Genomic DNA, 21380 nt, shown 5'->3' on the forward strand with positions numbered 1-21380 from the left:
CCGGACGAACATTGTCTAACGTCCCCTGGTCAAGACGGAATAGAGCTTTCCCTCCGGGGTACGAAGCTCATAGCGCAGACGATTTTCCGGCGTTTCCCGGTTGAGCAGACGCATGAAGATGTCATCGAAGTATTCGGGTACCTCGAAGCTGAAATTGTGGAAATTGCGGGTTCGATTAATCGGAGTCACATCGACGAGGGTGACCCTTTCGCTGCCCGGTTCGATGATCTCCAGCAGATCCGCGACGTCAGCCAGGTCGGCGTCCAGCGTGGACTCCGACAGGGTGTCTGGCGCGGTCTCAAGCGCGGGAGCGGTGGCACCGACCGACATCGCGTTCCCCTTGGACAGGGTGCTTTCACCGAGCCGGCGTCCGCGATTGATGGCCCGGCTGACCAGTAGCGCGCGATCGTTCGCGGACACATAGACCGTCGTGTGGTTCGCCAGCGCGGCGAGTTCGTGCTTGAACTGTTCGGTAAACCGCGCCCGACTGACATCGGGCGCGGTGAGTACCACCTCGGCGATTTCGGGCGCGGCGTCAGCCCAGGCCGGGTCGCGATAGAGCAGGCTAAAGGTGTCCGCCACCACCTGCGCGCCCATGCTATTGGCGACCAGCCAGATCCGCTCGGGCGCGATCTCGTTCACGACGAGCTTCAGGGCTGCCGCCAGTTCCGCCGCCGAGTCGGTCGCCATGCGTTGAGCGCGCCGATACCCCCCCAGCGAACTGCCCTGATCGGCCGGCCAATCGAAGACCATCACCGGCGTATCGATATCGAGAATGTGCGACAGGAAAGCGGTTCCGCGCATGGCGTGAGGAAAATCGGTACGGAAGCCGTGCACCAGAATGAGTAACGAACGCTGGGGCGAGTCCGCCACCATCCGGCGTAGCTGTCGACTGAAATCAGCCTGCTCTAATGCGGTTGTGTCAACGATCTGGATCTCTTCCTCCAGAAACCACATGCCCGCGTCCAGCCACATCCCAAGACCGAGCGTGGGTTGGATAGCCGTATCGAAGCGGCCAAACCGCAGTTGTTCATCCCGGGTTGCGCTCCAGCGCTCCTCCAGTGGCGCATCCGTGGTATTGGGGACGCGATTGGTGACATAGAAAAACCGGTAGACGCCATCCTCGCCGACCCGCGCCACCTGCATCCGCCGGAACTGAAAACTCTCGGCGCGCTCCAGTGTGCTGCTGGTGGAGAGGAAATAGACGTAGGCGCCCGACCCAAGCAAAACCGCCAGAACCAAACCGCCGATCGTGAACAGTCGTTTCATGAGATCTCCGTCGTCGCGTATCTGTGTGACAAGGGTGCTGACCGCTCCGCGCCTTGTCGTGTCTCCGGCGAGCGTCTACCATCCCGCCAAGGATATTCCAGGACACGATGATACCTTGCACGCCACGATCCTTGTCCCTTGTCCCTTGTCCCTTGTCCCTTGTCCCTTGTCCCTTGTCCCTTGTCCCTTGCCACGGTTGAACGCGCGTGAAAAACCTGAAGCTGTTGAAATGGATCCTGATTCTGGCTGCGCTCGGGCTGTTCGCCATCCTTGCCGCACGCGCCTACCTCGCGCATCGCGCCGCGCCGCTCGGTCCCTGGCATACGCATGTCCCGAATGAACTGACGGCCGCTGAGTTGGCGAGGTCCGATTGGACAGGTTATCTGGAGGTCGAATCGGCCATTTTCACCGAACTGGAGATGGCGGTGACCCGGCAACTGGATCCGGCGGATCGGGTGCCGGCCAATCGCTATTTCGACGGCAGTCCGCTTTATCCCGGTCGTTTCGCGCAGGACTGGAACCGCTCGTTCGTGCTGGATCCCGACGGACCGCCGGTCGGGGCCGTGGTTCTGCTGCATGGCCTGACCGATTCGCCCTACAGTCTGCGCAACATTGCCCGGCGCTACCGCGAGCATGGCTATGTCGCGGTCGCGATCCGGCTGCCGGGTCATGGCACCGTTCCAGGCGGATTGACCGTGGTCGACTGGGAGGATTGGACCGCTGCCACCCAGCTTGCCGTGCGGGAGGCTCGGCGGCGCGCGGGTCCGGGCACGCCGCTGCATCTCGTCGGCTATTCGCAGGGTGGGGCGCTGGCGATGAAATACGCCCTTGACGCCATCGATGACCCTGATCTGCCCCAGGCCGAGCGCATCGTGCTGATCTCGCCGATGATCGGTATCACCGCCTTTGCGCGATTCGCCGGTCTGCTGGGACTTCCGGCGATCTTTCCCGCCTTCGCCAACGCGGCCTGGATCGGCGTGCTGCCCGAGTTCAATCCCTTCAAGTACAACTCCTTCCCCGTCAACGCGGCGCGGCAGTCCTCGCTGCTGTCGCGCCTGCTTCAGCGCCGTCTGGCGCGCGCCGCGCAGGATGGCCGACTCGACGCCTTGCCGCCCATTCTCACCTTTCAGTCGATCGTGGATTTCACCGTGAGCACCCGGGCGATCGTGGACTCGCTCTATGCCCGACTTCCCGCGAACGGTAGCGAACTGGTTCTGTTCGACCTGAATCGCAGCGTCAAATTCGGTCCGCTGCTGCATTTTGGCGGCGATCTGGATCCCGCCCGCCTGCTGCCTGCCGCGCCGCGCGCCTACCGGACCACGCTCGTCACCAATGCCGAGGCCGACCGTCGCGAGGTCGTTGCCCGCGTCATCCCGGCTGGAGAAACGACGGAACGCATCGACCGCCTGGGATTGCAATATCCATCCACGGTTTTCTCTCTCTCGCACGTTGCCTTGCCCTTTCCGTCGAACGATCCGCTCTACGGACTGGAGCCCGACGAAGCGGAGGATTTCGGTATCCGCCTGGGCGCCTTGTCCCTGCGGGGCGAGCGCGGGGCGCTGATCGTTGGCGCGGACATGCTGATCCGAATGTCCTCCAATCCATTTTTTCCCTATCTGCTCGATCGCATCGAGGAAGGAATCGACAGTTCGGCGTCCGGGCGTTCAGGGATTGATCGCGACAGGCTTTGAGGGGCAAGGGGCAAGGGGCAATATAGCCGGTGAGCAGCTGCGGCGGTCATGCGTCGCGAAGATGTGCCCAGGTACAAAAAAGGCCGGCTGGTTGCCGGCCTTTTGCTCTTCCGCAAACGTCTCGTCGATGCGACGAATTCGCCTCAGTAGCCGCCCTTGCGCATCACCGCCGGCAGTCCCGCGATCTTGGTGCCCTGCTTGGTGGGTGCGAGCGGAAAGAGGGTGTACAGATCCTTGCTGGTCGGCTTGGAGCCCCAGAGTTTCCCCATGTCCTTGAGCACGACGCGCTCCATCGGCTGATTCTGGGCGTTATCGATATATTCCGCACGGAGATAATTGATCACGTCCCAGTGTTTGTCGGTCAGTTCGATGCCTTCGATTTCCGCCAGCTTGCGCGCAACATCCTCGTCCCAGTCGGTGTAGTTCTCCAGATACCCATTAGCGGTTGTCTCGATGGTTTTGCCGTTGACCTCGATGGCCATGATTCGCTTCTCCTCTTCGTCATTATTGTCGGCGCGCCACGGCCAGCATGACCGGCGCGAATGTTTCAGGGCTTGATCAAAGCCGGCGAATTTTATGATTTTATGATGAAGCCGTCATCAAAACGATTTTTATCGTTAACCTTGTTTGACCGAATCGATCCCCTTGTGCGGGATGAAGATCCCGCATCCCATCAGGCGATGGGTGCCAAGTCCGGTTTGCTGGAGCCGGATCGATTCCTCCGCCGTGAGGCTCGCGAGCATCAGACTGCGGGTCTGGAGTGGGCCATCCGGCGTGGCGAGTGCCGTGGTTTTGCCGCAGAGCGCCTTGCGTACCTGGATCCCCATCCCGGAGAGGGCGCGCACGGCGATCTCAAGAAAAACCTGTTCGTCCTGATCCTCGTTCCCGGTCACCACGTAACGGGAGAAGAGGGTGGCATCCTTGCACAACGGCTTGATCTTGCCGACGCCCACGGTCAGCGGATGACCGTCGAGTTCGAGGCGGGTGCCGGGCAGTTGCGTCAGGATATCGTCGACCCGCGCGCGGGGCGCGCGGATGGTCAGTTTGGTGCGGCGCGAGAGCATCAGCTCGGAATCGGTACCGTGCGCGGGGCGCTCCCAACCGTTCTGGGATCCGGCGACATGAATGGTGTGCAGCGCCATCCCCGGTTCCTCCGCGATCCAGGGCAAGGCCGCCTGGAGCGCAGTGGAGAGAAGATGCGCGTGATCCACCGGAAGGCGCTTGCAATCGATCGCAAAGAGGACGTCGACGATGTCGTCGGGAACCTGGATCTCGTCGGGATTTTCGTCTTCGTTCCAGAACATGGTTCGTCTCATGGAAAAAACAGGCGGTGAAAGCGATGGGCGCTAAACCGAGTCGGGACAATGCGGTGCCGGCCGCGCATTAACCGAACGGCAGGCGCTCCTGCAGCGCTTCGCGGTCGAACCACCAGGCATCCTGGACCAGGACATCGACCACATTGCGCAGGCGTACCAGAAATTTCTCCGGTTCCTTGAGTTCCAGTTTCTCCATCCATTGATCCAACTGCTCGCGCGAGTCCACGCCGCTGTGGCGGCGGGCGACGTTGCCGAGCAATTGGGTGGAGAAAAACATCAAATCCTCGCGCTGCCGGCCCTGTGCCCGCACATCGGCGAGAAATAGCGCCGTGGTCGCAGCGACGGCAGCGCCATCGGAATCGTCCGGGGTCTCGTCGATGACATGGCTGAGAAGTTCGATGGTCAACTCGGGGTCGATCGGACAGGTGACCGCGAGCCAGATCCCTTGCCCGAGGGCGGCGATCGAGTCGGGTTGATTGGCCTGAAAGAGGACATCGCAGGCGTCCGCCGCAAGTTCGAACTGGTCTCCGGCGATGAAATGATCCAGCGCCGCGCGCCCGAGCGGCCAGGCGTCTTCGCCACGATCCAGGTTGACCAGCGTGCGGGCCATCTGCAGATGCAGGTCGGCCAGACGATCCAGGGGGGCGCCGGTCCGCTCCAGATGCGTCATCTGTTCGGTCAAGACCTGAAGGTGAGACTCCAGCGCGGCCGCTTCGAGACCCTGGTTGACGATGGAATCGGCGGCTTGATCGGAGAGACGGGTGGCGAGGAGTTCGAATTGCTTCATGAAGGCATGCCCAGGGCCGGGGTTAACGGATAAGTCCACTGAATGCGGCCTCAAGTCGATCTTCCCAGTTCTCGGGCGTGTCGGGGTAGGGAGGTTTCACGTCCATGCGGAAAAAGCGCTCGCCGTCGCGGGCAATGGCCTGCACGAGCGGGATGAGTTCGTCGAAGGACTCGATGCCTTGATTGGCGACCAGGATTTCGCTGAGCTTTAGCATGATTGACCGTCACCTCTCCTACTCGTGATGTTGATGATTCAAAATAAACGCCGTCACCAGTCGGTCGGATCGAGGTTGGTGGGGGCGGGGTCATTGTTCGGCGACATGCGTGCCGGTTGCGTGTCTGGCGCACAGGCGATCCGGTCGAGATAGCGCACTCGATAGAGCAGGCGGCGTTCGGTTGCATGTCTGTCTTCGGTGAATTCTGAGCGATTATGTAAGACGTTGTGTGCGATCACGCCTTCGCCAGATTGCATCCTTCAGTTGAATGTGAAGTCCTCCGCTTGCGAAAACAACTGCTCGAACGCCTGTCTCGCGGCATCGGTCGCGGGTGGATCGCGCCAGCGCACGTTGCGTCCGCGAGCCGAATATCGCAGACGCAGGCGGCCCCGCCGAACCGAGAAGACGGGGCCGACGCTGTCGGGGCGAATCGCCCTGCCGTCCTGGAGATTGGCCGGAATGACGAGCACCTCGGGGTGGTCCAGCGCCTCGATATGTCGGGGGCACTGGTCACGCAGCAGGAGATGGGCGATCTCGTGATCGGGCCTCCTGGTATATAAGAAGGCGGTTATATTAGTGAACGTTGACTTGCCCGTCATCGGGCTGTAGCATCCGCGCATTCCAAATACAAGGCGTGACGACACAAGTGGGGGGACACCTACGTCGGCGTCTGAGGGTTAATCCGCCTGAATCGCGATCCATCGAAAGAGCCATATCCCGAAAGGGATAGGCGAGCGGCCGGCGGCCCTCCCAATCGTGGAATAGGCGACTGCCGGATTCATCGGTATAGTCGCACTCGACGATGAAATGATCGGTAGGGAATGATCGCCGCTTCGATAAAGCGATCACTCTGCATCCTGAAGAATAACGTGACGTGATGCATCGACGTGTTGCCCCGGTTCGCCCGCCGCGGCGCGATTTTGCACGCGAATTCAATCCTCCCTTTCCTGGTTAATTGATAGGAGAGAACGCGCAATGGCTATCGATAAGCACATTACCCCGATGCTCGACCAGCTTGAGACCGGTCCCTGGCCGAGTTTCATTTCGGGCATTAAACGTCTGCGTGACCAGCATCCGGAAGCGCGCATCAACGAGATGACCAATGATCTGCTCGGTCAACTCGAACACTCCTATGAAACCCGCAAGGGCTATTGGAAAGGCGGCACGATCTCGGTCTTCGGGTATGGCGGCGGCATTATTCCGCGCTTCTCCGAAGTCGGTCAGGCGTTCCCGAAATCCAAGGAATTCCATACCATGCGGGTGCAGCCGCCGGCAGGGAATCACTATACGACCGCGATGCTGCGTCAATTGGCGGATAGCTGGGAAAAGCATGGCTCCGGCCTGGTGACCTTTCACGGTCAGACCGGCAACATCATGTTCATCGGCGCGGATAGCACCAGCATTCAGCCTTTCTTCGACGAAATCAACGATTACGGTTGGGATCTCGGCGGCGCCGGTCCCTGCGTGCGCACCGCGATGTCCTGCGTCGGCGCGGCACGCTGCGAGATGTCCTGCACCAATGAGTTGAAAGCCCATCGCCTGCTCGTCAACAACTTTGTCGATGACGTGCATCGCCCGGCGCTTCCCTACAAATTCAAGTTCAAGGTCTCCGGTTGCGCCAACGACTGCCAGAATGCGATCGAGCGTTCGGACTTCGCGGTGATCGGCACCTGGCGCGACGACATGAAAGTCGATCAGGCCGAGGTCAAGAACTATATCGCCGACAAGGGCCGTCAGTATTACATCGATAACGTGATCACGCGCTGTCCGACCCAGGCGCTGGCGCTCAATGACGACAATACGCTTGCGGTCAATAACCGCGACTGCGTGCGCTGCATGCACTGTCTCAATGTCATGCCGAAGGCGCTGCATCCGGGCGACGACAAGGGCGTGACCATTCTGATCGGCGGCAAGCGCACCCTGAAGATCGGCGACTTGATGGGGACCGTGCTGGTTCCCTTCAAGAAGCTGGAGACCGAGGAAGACTATGAGTCCATGGTCGAGCTGGCCGGAACCATCATCGACTTCTGGGCTGAAAATGGCCTGGAACATGAACGCTGCGGCGAGATGATCGAGCGGATCGGGCTGGCGAACTTCCTCGAAGGGATCGAGGTCGACCCGGATCCGAACATGCTCAGTCACCCGCGCCAGAGTTCCTATATCCGCATGGACGGTTGGGACGAAGCGGCGGAAGCGTGGTTCGAGCGTCAAGCCGAGGCTGGCAAGTAATTCGGTCTGGTCCGTTGGCGGCTGACGCTGATCAGTCCGCCTCGGGCCGAGCGATCCGATCCTGACGACCATATTCAAATTTCGACAGAAAACTGGAGGACAGGCAATGGCGGACATGCGCGAGCCGATCGAATCTGGCTGCCCCGATCCCTGGCAGTATCTGCATCCCACGATGCGCAAGAACTTCGGGCAGTGGAAATATCACGAACATCCGCGCCCCGGCGTGCTGTTGCATGTCGCCTACAGCGGCGACAAGATCTGGACGGTCAAGGCCGGCACCCAGCGCATCCTGGATGTCTTCACCCTGCGCAAGCTGTGCGATATCGGCGATCAGTTCGCCGATGGGTATGTCCATTTCACCCTGCGCTCGAACATCGAGTACATGGTCAATGACGAGACCAAGGTTCAGCCGCTGATCGACGCGCTCGAAGGCGCCGGTTTCGTGGTCGGCGGCACCCAGAACTCGGTGGCGATGATCTCCCACACCCAGGGCTGGCTGCATTGCGACATCCCCGGCACCGACGCCTCCGGCGTGGTGAAGTCGATGATGGACGAACTCATCGACGAGTTCCGCAACGCCAACATGCCCAACCGCGTGCACATCACCACCTCCTGCTGCCAGATCAACTGCGGCGGTCAGGGCGATATCGCGATCAACATCCAGCACACCAAGCCGCCGAAGATCAACCACGATCTGGTCGCCAACGTCTGCGAACGCCCCTCGGTCGTCGCGCGCTGCCCGGTCGCGGCCATCCGTCCGGCCATGGTCAACGGCAAGCCCTCGCTGGAAGTCGACGAGCGCAAGTGTATCTGCTGCGGCGCCTGCTATCCGCCCTGTCCGCCCATGCAGATCAATGACGCCGAGCACTCCAAGCTGGCGATCTGGGTCGGTGGCAATCACTCCAACGCTCGCGGCAAGCCGACCTTCCAGAAGCTGGTCGCCGCCGGCATTCCGAACAACCCGCCGCGCTGGCCGGAAGCCACCGCCATCGTCAAGCGCATTCTCAAGGCGTACAAGGAAGGCGCGCGCGATTGGGAGCGGGTCAACGAGTGGATCGAGCGTATCGGCTGGCCGCGCTTCTTCGAGGAAGTCGAGCTGCCGTTCACCAAGTATCACATCGATACCTGGCGCGGCGCGCGGGCGAGCTTCAACAGCTCCACCTATATCCGTTTTTAAACTGGAATCGCCTGGGGTGTCGGGGTTGTCTATGTCCCCGGCCTCTAGGCGGGAGAGGTTCCAGGGTCTTCGACTGACAACTGACAACTCTTTATGAGGTCGACATGAAGTTTGCGCTTCAGATCAACGAGGGGCCCTACCAGCACCAGGCGTCCGACTCGGCCTATCAGTTCGCCAAAGCGGCGCTGGAAAAAGGACACGAGATCTTTCGAGTCTTTTTCTATCACGACGGGGTCAATAACTCGACGCGTCTGACGACGCCCCCCCAGGATGATCGTCATATCGTCAATCGCTGGGCCGAGCTGGCCGAGCAGTACGATCTCGACATGGTCGTCTGCGTCGCCGCCGCCCAACGTCGTGGGATCGTGGACGAGGGCGAGGCGAGCCGCAACGGTAAGGACGCCACCAACATCCATCCCAAGTTCCGCATCTCGGGACTCGGGCAATTGGTCGAGGCGGCGATCCAGGCCGACCGTCTCGTCGTCTTCGGCGATTAAGGGGATCCAGACATGTCGGAAGTCGTGAAGAAATTCATGTACCTCAACCGCAAGGCCCCCTACGGCACGATTTACGCCTGGGAGGCCCTGGAAGTGGTGCTGATCGGTGCCGCTTTCGATCAGGACGTGAGCGTCATGTTCCTTGATGACGGGGTCTATCAGCTCACCAAGGGCCAGGACACCAAGGGAATCGGGATGAAGAACTTCTCCCCGACCTTCCGTACCCTGGGCGACTACGAGGTCAAGAAGGTCTATGTGGATCGCGCGTCCATGGAGTCGCGCGGGCTCACTCAGGAGGATCTGGTCGAGATCGCCTGGGAGGATTTCGAGACCGAGGAAGAGATCGACAACATCGTCGAGGTGATCGATTCGGCTCGCGTCAGCGAACTGATGAACGAATCCGATGCGATCTTCAGCTTCTGATCCTCAGTTTCAGAGGGAGTGACTCGAATGGCCATTCTGCATACCGTTAATAAATCACCCTTCGAGCGGAATTCGTTAGAATCCTGCCTGAGGTTTGCCACCGATGGCGCCGCCGTCCTGCTGTTCGAGGATGGCATCTACGCGGCGCTGTCGGGAACCAGCGTGGAGGCCCAGGTGGCCGGCGCGCTCGACAAACTGAACATCCATGTGCTCGGACCCGATCTGAAGGCGCGGGGTTTTTCCGAGGAGCGCGTGATCGCTGGGATCAGTGTCGTGGACTATGCGGGTTTCGTGGATCTCACCGCAGAACACGACACGGTTCAAGCCTGGTTGTAGTTTTCGTTTTTTGCCGAAATCAATAGAGGAATAGCGCAATGTCAGACACGATCGAGGTTGACGGCAAGCAATATGCCGTGGACGAAGAAGGCTATCTGGCCAACCTGAACGAGTGGGTGCCCGGAATTGCTGGCGTCATGGCCAAGCAGGACAACCTGGAACTCACCGACGAGCATTGGGACATCATCAACTTCCTGCGCGAATACTACGAGGAATATCAGATTGCCCCCGCCGTGCGCGTCCTGACCAAGGCCGTCGGCAAGAAGCTGGGCAAGGAGAAGGGCAACAGCAAGTATCTCTACAGTCTGTTCCCTTACGGACCCGCCAAGCAGGCGTGCCGTTTCGCGGGCCTTCCCAAGCCGACCGGCTGCGTCTAAGGCAGCGGTTCTCCGGGGAGCCATCGGGTTCCCCGGACCTTATTTTCGATCCACCGAGGTAGCGGAGACATGGCGTTTCTGACGAATTTCTACGTCTTCCTGTTCTATTTTGCCGCTCTGGTTCTCGTCACCGGCCTGATCTTCAAGATCGCGCAGTACACGATGACCCCCGCGCCCTTGAAGATCCCGACGACGCCGGCGCCGACCACGACCCACGGCGTGGTCTTGCGGATGACGCGCGAAGTCGTCCTGTTCGAGAGCCTGTTTCGGGGCAACAAATGGACCTGGATCTTCGGTTGGATGTTTCACTTCGGACTGTTGCTGGTCACGCTGCGGCACCTGCGCTATTTCATGGAACCGGTCTGGTTCCCGATTCAGCTCGTGCAGCCCTTCGGCATCTACGGCGGCATGGCCATGATCGTGGGCCTCGGCGGTCTCTGGGCGCGCCGTTTTCTGGTCGACCGCGTGCGTTACATTTCATCGCCCTCCGATCACCTGATTCTTGCGCTCCTGATTCTGATCGGTTGTAGCGGCCTGCTGATGAAATTCGTGTTCCATACCGACGTGGTGGAAATCAAGGCCTTCTTCCTGGGGCTCTATTCCTACGATATCCAGCCGCTCCCGGCCGATCCGTTGCTGTTATTGCATCTCTTCCTGGTCGCGGTGCTGATGATCGTGTTCCCGTACAGCAAGCTTCTGCACGCCCCCGGCCTCTTTTTCAGTCCGACCCGCAACCAGGCCGACAACCCGCGCGAGGTTCGTCATCTCGCGCCCTGGGCAAAACAACTCGAACAAAAATGAGTCCAACGCGAGACCCCCAGCGCGCCCAAGGCGTCGCTTGCATACGAGGTTGATCCATGGCCAAGGCAACATTTGTAGTTCCGGAATTGACCCAGTACACCGAAGTTCCGGCGGTCACTTCCGGTGCGATGGCGCACAGCTTGCCGTTCGTGTCGAAGCCGGAGTTTCAGGAGCCGCTGGGCTTTCCGGGCGAACTGGTCGATGACTGGCAAGCCAAGGCCATCGACAAGATGGACGACCTGCTGGGCAAATATCGCTCTTTGCGGGTCTATCTCGATTCCTGCGTCAAGTGCGGTGCCTGCACCGACAAGTGTCATTATTACCTGGGTACCAGCGACCCCAAAAACATGCCGGTCGGGCGTCAGGATCTGATGCGCAAGGTCTATCGGCGCTACTTCACGCTGGCGGGCCGGTTTTTTCCGAAACTGGTCGGCGCCGAGGACTTCACCAAGGAAGTGCTCGACGACTGGTACAGCTATTTCCACCAGTGTTCGCAGTGCCGCCGTTGCTCGGTTTTCTGTCCCTATGGGATCGACACGGCCGAAATTTCGATGGCCGCGCGCGAGATCATGGACAGCATTGGCGTCGGGCAGAAATACTGTAACGAAATCATCGCCAAGGTCTACAAGATTGGCAACAATCTCGGGCTGCCCGGCCCCGCGCTGGCCGATACTCTGGAAGGACTGGAAGAAGACGTCTTCGACGACACCGGCGTCAAGGTCCGTTTCCCGATCGACGAGGAAGGCGCCGAGATCCTGCTGGTCACCCCCTCGGCGGATTTCTTCGCCGAACCCCATGTCGACGGTCTGATCGGTTACGGCAAGGTCTTCCATGAGGCGGGGATTTCCTGGACCCTGAGTTCGCATGCCTCGGAAGCGGCCAACTTCGGCATGTTCATCGGTTCCTACGAGAACATGCGCCGCGTGTCTCAACGCATCCGCGAAGCCGCCATCAAGCTCAAGGTCAAGCGCATCATCTTCGGCGAGTGCGGTCATGCCTGGCGCGTCGCTTACAGTTTTCTGAACACCCTGGCCGGCCCCTGGGATTTCCTGGATCCGCGCTATCCGGTGCCGCAGCATATCTGCGAGTTCACCCACGACCTGATCCAACGCGGCAAGCTGACCTTCGACAAGAGCGAGAACGACGACAAGGTTCTGACCTATCACGATAGTTGCAACGTGGCCCGCGCCTCGCGCATGGGCGACGTGCCGGGCGGTCAGTTCGATATTCCGCGCGACATTATTCGGGCGGTCTGCAACCATTTTTACGACATGGACGAGGACACCATCCGCGACCGGACCTTCTGTTGCGGCGGCGGCGGCGGTCTGCTGACCGACGATCTGATGGAGCTTCGGGTCAAGGGCGCCAAGCCCCGTCTCGATGCGCTGAACAATGTCATTCAGGAAAAGGGCGTCACCCACATGGCCGCCATCTGCGCCATCTGCAAGACGCAGTTCAGCAAGGTGTTGCCCTACTACGGCATGGAGATGGATCAGATCATCAGTCTGCATCAACTGGTGGGGGATGCCATCGTGCTGACTCCCGGACCCGATGACGACGCCGAGGATGATGACCTCGACGACGAAGACGACCTGAACGAAGAATAAAGAGACGGACGAGGCGGCCTGACCGGGGCCATCCGCGAGGGTAGGGCGTTGCCCGCTGCGCGACCCGGCCTCGCGACCTGATACGAACCCCCCCTGATCCCGCGTCAGGGCATCATTTGGTAGAGGAGACTGAACACGATGGCGACTTCCAGCGACGAGATGAAGACCAAGCCCTCATGGCGCCGTTTTGAAGACGGCAATCATGTTTGGGACAAACTGACCGACAAGATCTTCAATCAGGACACTTCCCACAAGTGTCCGACCTATGTCCACAAAACGCCTCCCTGTCAGGGAAGCTGTCCCTCGGGCGAGGACATTCGCGGCTGGCTGCAGATCGTGCGCGGACTGGAGCAGCCGCCAGCGGGCATGGACCGGCATGAGTACGCCTTCCGCCGCTCCACCGACGCCAATCCCTTTCCGTCCATGATGGGTCGGGTCTGTCCCGCGCCCTGTCAGGACGGCTGCAACCGCAATGAGCTTGAGGATTTCGTCGGCATCAACGCGGTCGAGCAATTCATCGGCGATACCGCCATCGCCAACGGCTATAAGTTCGACGCCGCGCCGGCCGACACCGGCAAGCGCGTCGCCATCATCGGCGGCGGCCCGGCCGGTCTGGCGGCGGCCTATAACCTGCGCCGCAAGGGGCATGCCTGCACCATTTTCGAGTCGAACGAGGGTCTCGGCGGCATGTTCCGCTTCGGCATCCCCGGCTATCGCGTCCCGCGCGACAAGCTCGACGCCGAGATTCAGCGCATCCTCGATCTGGGCCAGGTCGAGGTCAAACTCAAGACCCGCGTCGGCACCGATGTCAGCGTCGAACAGCTCGAAAAGGACTATGACGCCATCCTCTGGGCGATCGGCTGTCAGTCCGGGCGCGGTCTGCCGGTGCCGGGTTGGCAGGACACGCCGAACTGCGTCTCGGGCGTCGCCTTCCTCAAGGCGTATAACGAAGGCCGCATGAAGTTCACCGCGGGCAAGGTGGTCTGCGTCGGCGGCGGCGATACCTCCATCGACGTGGTCTCGGTCGCGCGCCGGCTCGGTCACATCACCAAGACCGGCAACAGTGATCTGCCCGAAACCGTCATCCGCGATGGCTACGTGGCGCACGATGCCGCGAACGCCGCCGCCGCCGAGGGCGCCGAGGTGACCCTCACCTCGCTATTCACCCGCGACAAGATGACCGCCTCCGAACACGAGGTTGAGGACGCGAACCGCGAGGGCGTGACTATTCTCGACGGCGTCATGCCGGTCGAGGTCATCAAGGATGCCAACGGCCGCGCGACCGGGCTGAAGGTCGCCGACTGCGTCATGACCGATGGCCGTCCGACGCCCGTCGACGGCACCGAGCGCGTGCTGGCCGCCGACCTGATCGTCTCCGCCATCGGGCAGGGCGGGGATCTCTCCGGTCTGGAAAAGTTCGACAATGGCCGCGGTCTGATGGACTCCGACAAGTTCTATCAGGTGCCGGGGAAGGCGGGGCATTTCGTCGCCGGCGACATTATCCGCCCGCATCTGCTGACCACCGCCATCGGCCAGGCCTGGATCGCCGTCGAATCCATCGACGCCTATATCAATCAGGCCGAGCACAAGCGCCGCCCCAAGGTCGACGTGCATCACTTCAATCTGCTGGACAAGATGACCGAGGCGCATCTGGCCCCGGAAGCCTTCAAACCAGCCGAGCGCGGCGACATGCGCGGGACGTCTTCCGCGAACTACGCCATCCACAACTACGAGGATCGCTCGGGCGCCGAGGTCATCCCGCACGACGAACTTTTCCTGGGACACTTCAACTTCCAGCCGCGCAATCTGCGCAAGGAAGAAGTGCCAAGTGCCGAGGACGTGCTGGGTCATTTCCACGAGCGCGTCATCGGATTGACCGAGGCCGAGGCGATCGACGAGGCCAAGCGCTGCATGAGCTGCGGCATGTGCTTCGAGTGCGACAACTGCGTCATCTTCTGCCCGCAGGACGCCGTCTTCCGGGTCGACAAGAACAGTCGGACAACCGGCCGTTACGTGGATACCGACTATGCCCGCTGCATCGGTTGCCACATCTGTGCCGATGTCTGTCCGACCGGCTACATCAAGATGGGACTGGGCGAGTAAGGCCCTTGGAGGCGTCGATGGCTACAGCCGTACTCAGAGCCAGCCTCGTCGCCGTCGGATTGGTCTGGACGCTTGCCGTCCAGACCGTTCAGGCGGAGGACGTGAAGCGTTACGTGGTCGAAGGCTCGCGGGCCGCGGGGCTTGAATCCTGTGTCGAGCCAACCGAACGGATGCGCCGTCAACACATGGAGTTCATCAAGCATCAACGTATCGCCACGGTTCATGAAGGCATCCGAACCGAGAAATACAGCCTGTCCGGTTGTGTCGACTGCCATATCAGCTACGACCAGGAACGGGTTCCCAGGCCAATCAACGATCCGGATCAGTTCTGTGGCGCCTGCCATGCGTTCGCCGCCATCGACCTGAATTGCTTCGACTGTCACGCCGCCGTGCCCAATGGGGCGCGACTCGATGCCACGGCCATTGCCGCGCATCGGGCGGCGGGTGTCGGGCCGTTGGTCCAGTCTCGTCGCGATGGAGAGGACCGCTGAGATGAAAGACGAAAACAAAGCCATCGACGACGCGGTCGATCCCAGCCGTCGCGCCTTCATGGGCGTGGCCGCCGGCGTCACGGCCGCGGTGGTCGCCCCCGGCGTGCTGCTGCATGCGGTCTCCGCCGCGCCGCGCTCGGAGGCGGTCACCGCCGATGTCCGCTGGGGGCTGCTGATCGATACCGCCAAATGTGTCGACGGCTGCTCGGCCTGCGTCACGGCCTGCGACCAGGAGAACGGGCTCGATCTTCAGTCCAAGCCGGAGGGACAGCCGCCGCTCAAGTGGGAGAGTCAGAAAGCGGCCTGGATCCGCAAGGTCAAGCTTCAGGACAACCAGACCGGGCGGGTCACCACGCTGCCCATGATGTGCCAGCACTGCGAGCATCCGCCCTGCGTCGATGTTTGTCCCACGGGCGCCTCCTTCAAGCGCGCGGATGGCATCGTCATGGTGGACCGCCACCTCTGCATCGGCTGCCGCTATTGCATGATGGCCTGTCCCTATAAGGCCAGAAGTTTCATCCACGAGGAAATGCACGGCCAACTCACGGCCGTCCCGCGCGGCAAGGGTTGCGTCGAGAGTTGCAATCTCTGTGTCCATCGCCGCGATTTCGGCGAGCCATCCACGGCCTGCGTCGATGCCTGTGCCGCCGAGGGCCACCAGGCGATCGTGTTTGGCGATCTCAAGGATCCCGCGAGCCCGATCAGCCAATTGCTCAAGGAGATGCCGAGCCGGCAGATCCGCGAGGATCTGTCCCTGAACACGGGCGTGCGCTATTCCGGCGTCTAAACAAGGCGAGTGAAACCGATCATGAAACGAATCGTCTATCGCGAGTGGCGTATCCCGCCCGCTCGGTATTGGGGCATCCTCGGCATCCTGGCAGCGGTCGCGGGCACGGCCGTCCTCGCCTTCGGCTACATGGAGCACACCGGCCACTGGGTCACCGGCATGAACAACTCGGTGGTGTGGGGTACCCCGCACGTCTTCGCCGTGTTCCTCATCATCGCCGCGTCCGGCGCGCTCAATATCGCCTCCATCGGCACCGTTTTCCACAAACCGATCTACAAGCCGCTCGGACGCCTTTCCGGTTTGCTGGCCGTGGCGCTTCTGATGGGCGGGCTGCTGGTGTTGGTCATGGATCTGGGACGACCCGAGCGGCTCATCGTGGCCATGACCCACTACAACTTCAGTTCCATCTTTGCCTGGAACATCTTTCTCTATACCGGTTTCATGGTGATCGTCATCGCCTATCTCTGGACCATGGCGGATCGTCAGGGCGGGCCGTTCAACCACCCGGTGGGGATTCTGGCCTTTCTGTGGCGTCTCGCGTTGACGACCGGCACCGGCGCCATCTTCGGCTTTCTCGTTGCCCGTCAGGCCTATGACGCGGCGATTCTGGCGCCTATGTTCGTCATCATGTCCTTCGCCTACGGACTGGCGGTTTTCATGCTGGTGCTGATGTTCACCTTCCGCGACGAAGGTCGTCCGATCGGACCCAAGATCATGAGGCGCTTGAAAAATCTTCTGGGCGTCTTCGTGGCCGGCGTGCTCTATTTCACCCTGGTGTATCACCTGACCAATCTCTACGGTGCCAAGCATGACGACCTGGAGCACTGGCTGCTGTTGAGCGGCGGGATCTATACCTTCCTGTTCTGGATCGGCTGGGTGCTGATCGGCGGCCTGCTGCCGCTCGGAATCCTCTATCACCCGGAGCTGAGTAAGGATCGCAACTGGATCGTGGCCGCCTGCGCCCTGGTCATCCTGGGCGGACTGGCGACACTGTACGTGATCATCATCGGCAGCCAGGCGTATCCCATCCAGATGTTCCCTGGCCAGACCATCCTGGAGTCCGGCTTTCTCGATGGCGTGAACGGTCAGCCTGGCCCCTATAATCCGACCATCCCCGAAGTTCTGTTGGGGCTCGGCGGGGTCGCGGTGGCATCGATCATCACGGTCGTGGGTGTGCGGGTCTTGCAATTCCTGCCCGAATCGCTGGCGGACGACGTGGTCCCGATCGACGAGGAGACCCTGAGCGAGGAGGCATTCGCCAAGCCGGCCTGAGACCGATGGCCCATCTTTATCTCGCCGCGCCGCAGAAATCCTCCGGCAAGACCACGCTGACGATCGGACTCTGTCGCGAATGGCGCAATCGCGGTCTGGTCGTGCAGCCTTTCAAGAAAGGTCCCGACTTCATCGACCCGCTCTGGTTGACTCAGGCCGCTGGACGCGCCTGTTTCAATCTGGACTTCCATACCATGGACCGGGCCGAGATCGCCGCCGCGTTCGGTGACGAACTCGGCACGGCCGATCTCGGTCTGATCGAGGGCAATGTCGGCCTGTTCGACAGCACCGATCTGGCCGGTGCCAACAGCAACGCCGAACTCGCCAAACATCTGCGCGCCCCGGTCGTTCTGGTCGTCAACTGTCATGGCATGGCGCGCGGAATCGCGCCGCTCCTGCTCGGCTACCGGGCCTTCGATCCCGATCTCAATCTTGCTGGCGTGGTTCTCAACCGGGTTGGCGGTTCCCGTCACGCCGCCAATCTGGTCCGGGTCGTCGAGCACTATACGGATCTGCCGATGCTCGGCGTGCTGCATCGCGATGACGCGATCATGATCGAGGAACGTCATCTGGGGTTGATGCCGAGCAATGAAGCGGATGGCGCCGAGGCATGGATCGAGGGGATTCGCCGCCGGATCGCCGATCAGGTCGATCTGGAACGCCTGCTGACGATTGCCGAGCAGGCGCCGCGGCCCGAGCCGGTACCGGCGCCCGCCTCGCCGATCGCCGACACTGGCGCGCCGCTGCGGATCGGCATCGCCCGCGATGCAGCCTTCGGTTTTTATTACCCCGACGATCTCCGCGCGCTCGCCGCCGGCGGTGCGGAACTGGTCTCCTTCAGTCCCCTCGACGACGCCGAACCGCCAGAGGTGGATGCGTTCTTTCTCGGCGGCGGGTTTCCCGAATCCCGCATGGCCGAACTGGAAGCCAACCGCTCGATGCGCCAGGGGATCGCCGACTTCATCGCCGGCGGCGGTCCGGTGTATGCCGAGTGCGGCGGTCTCATGTATCTCTGTGCGGGGCTGACCTGGAAGGGCGAGCGCCGCGCCATGGTCGGCGCGCTCAAGGCCGAGGTCGAAATGCGTTCGCGGCCGCAGGGCCGGGGCTATGTCAGGCTGCGCGAGACGGCAGACTTTCCCTGGCCCCGCGCTGCGCAGGGTTGTGCCGATATCGCCGCCCATGAATTTCACCACTCCGCAGTGGTGCAACCCGATCCGTCCTGGACCTATGGCTATGACGTGCTGCGTGGCGTCGGCGTCGATGGGGCGCATGACGGCATTGTGCAGGGCAACCTACTGGCCTGCTACAGCCATCTGCGCGCGGTTGGCGGAAACCGCTGGACCGCTCGGTTTCTTGCGCATATCCGGCGGTGCTTGGGGGATTGACGAAGGGTCGAGCGGGGGTTGCGTAACAGTTCGCTATTTCCTAATTTTTCTTACAGATCTTCATCATGGCAGTGAGGCGCATCAGGGGATCACCAGTGTGATGCCGGGTGTCAGTCGATCCGGATCCTCGATCACATGACGATTGGCCTCGAAGAGGGCTCGCCACTGTTGACCGCTTCCATAGAAGCGGTTGCCGATCAGGGCGAGGGTGTCATTGGGGCGCACGCGGTAGACGCTTTGGGCGTCGATGACGCTGGCGAGTCGGAACTGCCGGCGACGCAGTGTCTGTTCCGCCTCCGCGAGTCTGGCGTCCCGGTCCTCTGCCCGGTCGTCGCGTTTTTTCGCGTCGCGCAGCTCTGCGAGCGCCTCGACGGCCAATTGCCGAGCATCCTCGGCGGTCAGGCTCCCTCCATCCAAAACCGGCAAACGGCGCTGCAGGTCGGCGATGCCGCGATTGAGTTCGGCATTCGCTTGTCGCGCCGAACTCAATTCGGAGGTCAGGCGCGCAATCTCGGCCTCGCGGGCGTTCAGCCGATGCTCTAACTCGTCGCGGGCACGGCGCAGTTGCTCGATCTGTTGCAGACCTTCAGCCAAGTGCCGTTCAGCCTCCATCCGCGCCTGATCCGCATTCTTTCGGGCGTTGGCGGACTCCTTGAGTTTACCTTCCATTCCGGCAATGCGTCGTCTGAGTTCCTCAAGCGGGGCCTGGTTCTCATCGCTTGGGAGTAACTCGGTTGACGCCAGCGCTGAGGTCGCGGAGATGTCAACCGAATCGCTCAAGGCGTTGTCCGTCCAGACAATCGTCAACAGCAGAATCGCTGGGGCAGCGAGCACCCATGATGGAGATTCCCGCTGGAATCGACAATGACGCATTCCGATGTCTCCTGGCATGACGTCGATCGGGTCCGGATTGACAGGCGTTGTGTCGGCGGGCACCAGCCTCGCGGTCACCCAAGGCGATTGGTGGGATACGGTTTCCATGATGAACAACGAAACACGTACACAGCGTCAACCACCGATGGCGTGTGCGAGGCCGCGCCGCGCGCGCAACGCCTGCCGTGCCGGACGCGGTTTACCCGATGGATGGCAGGCCGGAGAGGGCCATGGCGACCTCGTTCTCGGCATACTCCAGATCCTTGAGCTTGCCGCCCAGATAATCCGTATACGCCTGCATGTCGAAGTGACCATGTCCGCTCAGGTTGAACAGAATGGTCTTGGCCTCGCCGGATTCGCGGCACTTCTCGGCCTCGTCGATCACGGCGCGCACCGCATGGTTGGCCTCGGGCGCTGGGATGATGCCTTCGGCCTTGGCGAACTGGATGCCGGCGGCGAAGCATTCCAATTGATTGTAGGAACGCGGATCGATATGGCCGAGCGCGGCCAGATGGCTGATCTGCGGCGCCATGCCGTGATAACGCAGTCCGCCCGCATGGAAGCCCGGTGGCACGAAGGTGGAGCCGAGCGTATACATTTTGCACAGCGGCGTCAGATGGGCTGTATCGCCGAAATCGTAGGCGAACAATCCCTTGGTCAGAGTCGGACAGGCCGATGGTTCGACCGCGATGCTCCGAATCTTGCGCCCGCCGCGCATCTGCTCGCCGATGAAGGGGAAGGCGATGCCCGCGAAGTTGCTGCCGCCGCCGGTGCAGCCGATCACCATGTCCGGATAGGCGTCGGCCATTTCCATCTGCTTTTGCGCCTCCAGTCCGATCACGGTTTGATGCAGCAGGACATGGTTCAGCACGCTGCCGAGCGCGTATTTGGTGTCGTCGCGCTGGGCGGCCAGTTCCACCGCCTCGCTGATGGCGATGCCCAGGCTGCCGGTGCTGTCGGGGTGCTCGGCCAGGATCGCGCGGCCGGATTCGGTGGTGTTGCTGGGGCTGGCGATGCACTCGGCGCCGAAGGTTTCCATGAAGGCGCGGCGGTAGGGTTTCTGGTTGAAACTCACCTTGACCATGTAAACCAGGATTTCCAGCCCGAACATCGATCCGGCCAGGGCGAGCGACGATCCCCACTGACCGGCGCCGGTCTCGGTGGTGATGCGCTTGACGCCCTCGGCCTTGTTATAAAAGGCTTGCGCGATGGCGGTGTTGGCCTTGTGGCTGCCGGCGGGGCTGACGCCTTCGTACTTATAGAAGATCTTGGCTGGCGTGTTCAGCGCCTTTTCCAGCCGCCGCGCCCGAAACAACGGGGAAGGACGCCATTGACGCAGCACCTCGCGCACCGGCTCCGGGATCTCGATCTCGCGCTCGGTGCTCACCTCCTGCTCGATCACGGCGCGCGGGAAGATGACTTCCAGTTCCGCCGGGGAGATCGGCTGCTGGGTGCCGGGGTGCAGGATCGGATCCAGCGGCTGGGGCAGATCCGCATTGATGTTGTACCAGAAGCGGGGAAGGTGCTGCTCATCGAGCAGATATTTGACTGCGTCGCTCATGCTGTCATCGGGCCTCGGTGGTGGATGGGGCGACTAGCGGTCAGGACGCCGCGGGTCGCTGTCGTTCGGTTGTCAAGTGTGCCGGTTTTCGATCGGCGCTTGTATTCTAAACCGCGTCCGGATAAAAGACGTTGTCTCAAGTGATTCCCCCGCTCATTGAAAGTGATTAAAACATTAAAAATTA

General features: G+C 61.5%; 23 protein-coding genes. 14 read left to right on the forward strand and 9 right to left on the reverse strand.

Features of this window, described 5'->3' with window-relative positions:
• Positions 1 to 15: 15 nt before the first annotated feature.
• Positions 16 to 1269: an alpha/beta hydrolase gene (locus THIVI_RS02610; protein ID WP_014777095.1), complete on the reverse strand. Its 1254-nt coding sequence runs from the start codon at positions 1267 to 1269 to the stop codon at positions 16 to 18.
• A 206-nt stretch (positions 1270 to 1475) separates the two neighbouring features.
• On the opposite strand from THIVI_RS02610, the gene THIVI_RS02615 reads away from it, so the two are divergent.
• Entirely contained in the window at positions 1476 to 2960 is a 1485-nt protein-coding gene (locus tag THIVI_RS02615) for an alpha/beta hydrolase (protein ID WP_014777096.1), read from the forward strand.
• A 143-nt stretch (positions 2961 to 3103) separates the two neighbouring features.
• On the opposite strand, the gene THIVI_RS02620 is transcribed toward THIVI_RS02615, so the two are convergent.
• The 6 genes from THIVI_RS02620 to THIVI_RS02640 all read right to left on the reverse strand — a co-directional run bounded on the left by THIVI_RS02620 (position 3104) and on the right by THIVI_RS02640 (position 5876).
• Entirely contained in the window at positions 3104 to 3442 is a 339-nt protein-coding gene (locus THIVI_RS02620; protein WP_014777097.1) for a TusE/DsrC/DsvC family sulfur relay protein, read from the reverse strand.
• A gap of 135 nt (positions 3443 to 3577) precedes the next feature.
• Positions 3578 to 4264 (reverse strand): type I-MYXAN CRISPR-associated protein Cas6/Cmx6, encoded by a 687-nt coding sequence (gene cas6 / locus THIVI_RS02625; protein WP_014777098.1) that lies wholly within the window; start codon positions 4262 to 4264, stop codon positions 3578 to 3580.
• Positions 4265 to 4343: 79 nt separating this feature from the next.
• Entirely contained in the window at positions 4344 to 5063 is a 720-nt protein-coding gene (locus tag THIVI_RS02630) for a hypothetical protein (protein WP_041446788.1), read from the reverse strand.
• Positions 5064 to 5085: 22 nt separating this feature from the next.
• Positions 5086 to 5277, reverse strand: a complete 192-nt coding sequence (locus THIVI_RS02635) for a hypothetical protein (RefSeq protein WP_014777100.1) — start codon at positions 5275 to 5277, stop codon at positions 5086 to 5088.
• A 53-nt stretch (positions 5278 to 5330) separates the two neighbouring features.
• A complete protein-coding gene (locus THIVI_RS22480) occupies positions 5331 to 5534 on the reverse strand; it encodes a hypothetical protein (RefSeq protein ID WP_052314941.1) in 204 nt (67 codons plus the stop codon).
• A gap of 3 nt (positions 5535 to 5537) precedes the next feature.
• Positions 5538 to 5876, reverse strand: a complete 339-nt coding sequence (locus THIVI_RS02640; protein ID WP_052314942.1) for a hypothetical protein — start codon at positions 5874 to 5876, stop codon at positions 5538 to 5540.
• Between the two features lie 376 nt (positions 5877 to 6252).
• On the opposite strand from THIVI_RS02640, the gene dsrA reads away from it, so the two are divergent.
• The 13 genes from dsrA to THIVI_RS02705 all read left to right on the forward strand — a co-directional run bounded on the left by dsrA (position 6253) and on the right by THIVI_RS02705 (position 18762).
• Entirely contained in the window at positions 6253 to 7506 is a 1254-nt protein-coding gene (gene dsrA, locus THIVI_RS02645) for a dissimilatory-type sulfite reductase subunit alpha (protein ID WP_014777101.1), read from the forward strand.
• A 106-nt stretch (positions 7507 to 7612) separates the two neighbouring features.
• Complete coding sequence (gene dsrB, locus THIVI_RS02650; RefSeq protein ID WP_014777102.1) at positions 7613 to 8683, forward strand: dissimilatory-type sulfite reductase subunit beta; 1071 nt, start codon at positions 7613 to 7615, stop codon at positions 8681 to 8683.
• 104 nt (positions 8684 to 8787) lie between these two features.
• Positions 8788 to 9180, forward strand: a complete 393-nt coding sequence (gene tusD, locus THIVI_RS02655; protein WP_014777103.1) for a sulfurtransferase complex subunit TusD — start codon at positions 8788 to 8790, stop codon at positions 9178 to 9180.
• 12 nt (positions 9181 to 9192) lie between these two features.
• On the forward strand, positions 9193 to 9603 hold the full coding sequence (gene tusC / locus THIVI_RS02660) for a sulfurtransferase complex subunit TusC (RefSeq protein ID WP_014777104.1): 411 nt from the start codon (positions 9193 to 9195) through the stop codon (positions 9601 to 9603).
• Between the two features lie 27 nt (positions 9604 to 9630).
• On the forward strand, positions 9631 to 9939 hold the full coding sequence (gene tusB, locus THIVI_RS02665; protein ID WP_014777105.1) for a sulfurtransferase complex subunit TusB: 309 nt from the start codon (positions 9631 to 9633) through the stop codon (positions 9937 to 9939).
• A 38-nt stretch (positions 9940 to 9977) separates the two neighbouring features.
• Complete coding sequence (locus tag THIVI_RS02670; protein ID WP_014777106.1) at positions 9978 to 10316, forward strand: TusE/DsrC/DsvC family sulfur relay protein; 339 nt, start codon at positions 9978 to 9980, stop codon at positions 10314 to 10316.
• 69 nt (positions 10317 to 10385) lie between these two features.
• On the forward strand, positions 10386 to 11117 hold the full coding sequence (locus tag THIVI_RS02675; protein ID WP_014777107.1) for a respiratory nitrate reductase subunit gamma: 732 nt from the start codon (positions 10386 to 10388) through the stop codon (positions 11115 to 11117).
• A gap of 56 nt (positions 11118 to 11173) precedes the next feature.
• A complete protein-coding gene (gene dsrK / locus THIVI_RS02680) occupies positions 11174 to 12724 on the forward strand; it encodes a sulfate reduction electron transfer complex DsrMKJOP subunit DsrK (protein ID WP_014777108.1) in 1551 nt (516 codons plus the stop codon).
• Positions 12725 to 12862: 138 nt separating this feature from the next.
• Positions 12863 to 14827 (forward strand): NAD(P)-binding protein, encoded by a 1965-nt coding sequence (locus tag THIVI_RS02685; RefSeq protein WP_014777109.1) that lies wholly within the window; start codon positions 12863 to 12865, stop codon positions 14825 to 14827.
• Between the two features lie 17 nt (positions 14828 to 14844).
• Positions 14845 to 15318, forward strand: coding sequence for a cytochrome c3 family protein (locus THIVI_RS02690; RefSeq protein WP_014777110.1), 474 nt, complete (start codon positions 14845 to 14847; stop codon positions 15316 to 15318).
• A 1-nt stretch (position 15319) separates the two neighbouring features.
• The gene (gene dsrO, locus THIVI_RS02695; RefSeq protein ID WP_014777111.1) at positions 15320 to 16105 is read left to right on the forward strand and encodes a sulfate reduction electron transfer complex DsrMKJOP subunit DsrO; all 786 of its coding nucleotides are present in this window, start codon (positions 15320 to 15322) and stop codon (positions 16103 to 16105) included.
• A 21-nt stretch (positions 16106 to 16126) separates the two neighbouring features.
• Positions 16127 to 17377, forward strand: coding sequence for an NrfD/PsrC family molybdoenzyme membrane anchor subunit (gene nrfD, locus THIVI_RS02700; RefSeq protein ID WP_014777112.1), 1251 nt, complete (start codon positions 16127 to 16129; stop codon positions 17375 to 17377).
• 5 nt (positions 17378 to 17382) lie between these two features.
• Complete coding sequence (locus THIVI_RS02705; protein WP_014777113.1) at positions 17383 to 18762, forward strand: cobyrinic acid a,c-diamide synthase CobB; 1380 nt, start codon at positions 17383 to 17385, stop codon at positions 18760 to 18762.
• A gap of 81 nt (positions 18763 to 18843) precedes the next feature.
• Here THIVI_RS02705 and THIVI_RS02710 read toward each other — a convergent pair whose 3' ends face one another.
• Together THIVI_RS02710 and THIVI_RS02715 are read right to left on the reverse strand one after the other, a co-directional pair.
• Positions 18844 to 19596 (reverse strand): LysM peptidoglycan-binding domain-containing protein, encoded by a 753-nt coding sequence (locus THIVI_RS02710; RefSeq protein WP_041446789.1) that lies wholly within the window; start codon positions 19594 to 19596, stop codon positions 18844 to 18846.
• A gap of 238 nt (positions 19597 to 19834) precedes the next feature.
• Positions 19835 to 21196 (reverse strand): TrpB-like pyridoxal phosphate-dependent enzyme, encoded by a 1362-nt coding sequence (locus THIVI_RS02715; RefSeq protein ID WP_014777115.1) that lies wholly within the window; start codon positions 21194 to 21196, stop codon positions 19835 to 19837.
• Positions 21197 to 21380 lie beyond the last annotated feature (184 nt).

Origin of the sequence: Thiocystis violascens DSM 198 (assembly GCF_000227745.2) — a bacterium.
GTDB classification, from domain to species: Bacteria; Pseudomonadota; Gammaproteobacteria; order Chromatiales; family Chromatiaceae; genus Chromatium; species Chromatium violascens.

Bases quoted from the DNA above. Each gene is read 5' to 3' on its own strand.
- THIVI_RS02610 (WP_014777095.1), bottom strand. From the start codon at position 1,269: ATGAAACGACTGTTCACGATCGGCGGTTTGGTTCTGGCGGTTTTGCTT.
- THIVI_RS02620 (WP_014777097.1), bottom strand. From the start codon at position 3,442: ATGGCCATCGAGGTCAACGGCAAAACCATCGAGACAACCGCTAATGGG.
- cas6 (WP_014777098.1), bottom strand. From the start codon at position 4,264: ATGTTCTGGAACGAAGACGAAAATCCCGACGAGATCCAGGTTCCCGAC.
- THIVI_RS02630 (WP_041446788.1), bottom strand. From the start codon at position 5,063: ATGAAGCAATTCGAACTCCTCGCCACCCGTCTCTCCGATCAAGCCGCC.
- THIVI_RS02635 (WP_014777100.1), bottom strand. From the start codon at position 5,277: ATGCTAAAGCTCAGCGAAATCCTGGTCGCCAATCAAGGCATCGAGTCC.
- THIVI_RS22480 (WP_052314941.1), bottom strand. From the start codon at position 5,534: ATGCAATCTGGCGAAGGCGTGATCGCACACAACGTCTTACATAATCGC.
- THIVI_RS02640 (WP_052314942.1), bottom strand. From the start codon at position 5,876: ATGACGGGCAAGTCAACGTTCACTAATATAACCGCCTTCTTATATACC.
- dsrA (WP_014777101.1), top strand. From the start codon at position 6,253: ATGGCTATCGATAAGCACATTACCCCGATGCTCGACCAGCTTGAGACC.
- dsrB (WP_014777102.1), top strand. From the start codon at position 7,613: ATGGCGGACATGCGCGAGCCGATCGAATCTGGCTGCCCCGATCCCTGG.
- tusD (WP_014777103.1), top strand. From the start codon at position 8,788: ATGAAGTTTGCGCTTCAGATCAACGAGGGGCCCTACCAGCACCAGGCG.
- tusC (WP_014777104.1), top strand. From the start codon at position 9,193: ATGTCGGAAGTCGTGAAGAAATTCATGTACCTCAACCGCAAGGCCCCC.
- tusB (WP_014777105.1), top strand. From the start codon at position 9,631: ATGGCCATTCTGCATACCGTTAATAAATCACCCTTCGAGCGGAATTCG.
- THIVI_RS02670 (WP_014777106.1), top strand. From the start codon at position 9,978: ATGTCAGACACGATCGAGGTTGACGGCAAGCAATATGCCGTGGACGAA.
- THIVI_RS02675 (WP_014777107.1), top strand. From the start codon at position 10,386: ATGGCGTTTCTGACGAATTTCTACGTCTTCCTGTTCTATTTTGCCGCT.
- dsrK (WP_014777108.1), top strand. From the start codon at position 11,174: ATGGCCAAGGCAACATTTGTAGTTCCGGAATTGACCCAGTACACCGAA.
- THIVI_RS02685 (WP_014777109.1), top strand. From the start codon at position 12,863: ATGGCGACTTCCAGCGACGAGATGAAGACCAAGCCCTCATGGCGCCGT.
- THIVI_RS02690 (WP_014777110.1), top strand. From the start codon at position 14,845: ATGGCTACAGCCGTACTCAGAGCCAGCCTCGTCGCCGTCGGATTGGTC.
- dsrO (WP_014777111.1), top strand. From the start codon at position 15,320: ATGAAAGACGAAAACAAAGCCATCGACGACGCGGTCGATCCCAGCCGT.
- nrfD (WP_014777112.1), top strand. From the start codon at position 16,127: ATGAAACGAATCGTCTATCGCGAGTGGCGTATCCCGCCCGCTCGGTAT.
- THIVI_RS02705 (WP_014777113.1), top strand. From the start codon at position 17,383: ATGGCCCATCTTTATCTCGCCGCGCCGCAGAAATCCTCCGGCAAGACC.
- THIVI_RS02715 (WP_014777115.1), bottom strand. From the start codon at position 21,196: ATGAGCGACGCAGTCAAATATCTGCTCGATGAGCAGCACCTTCCCCGC.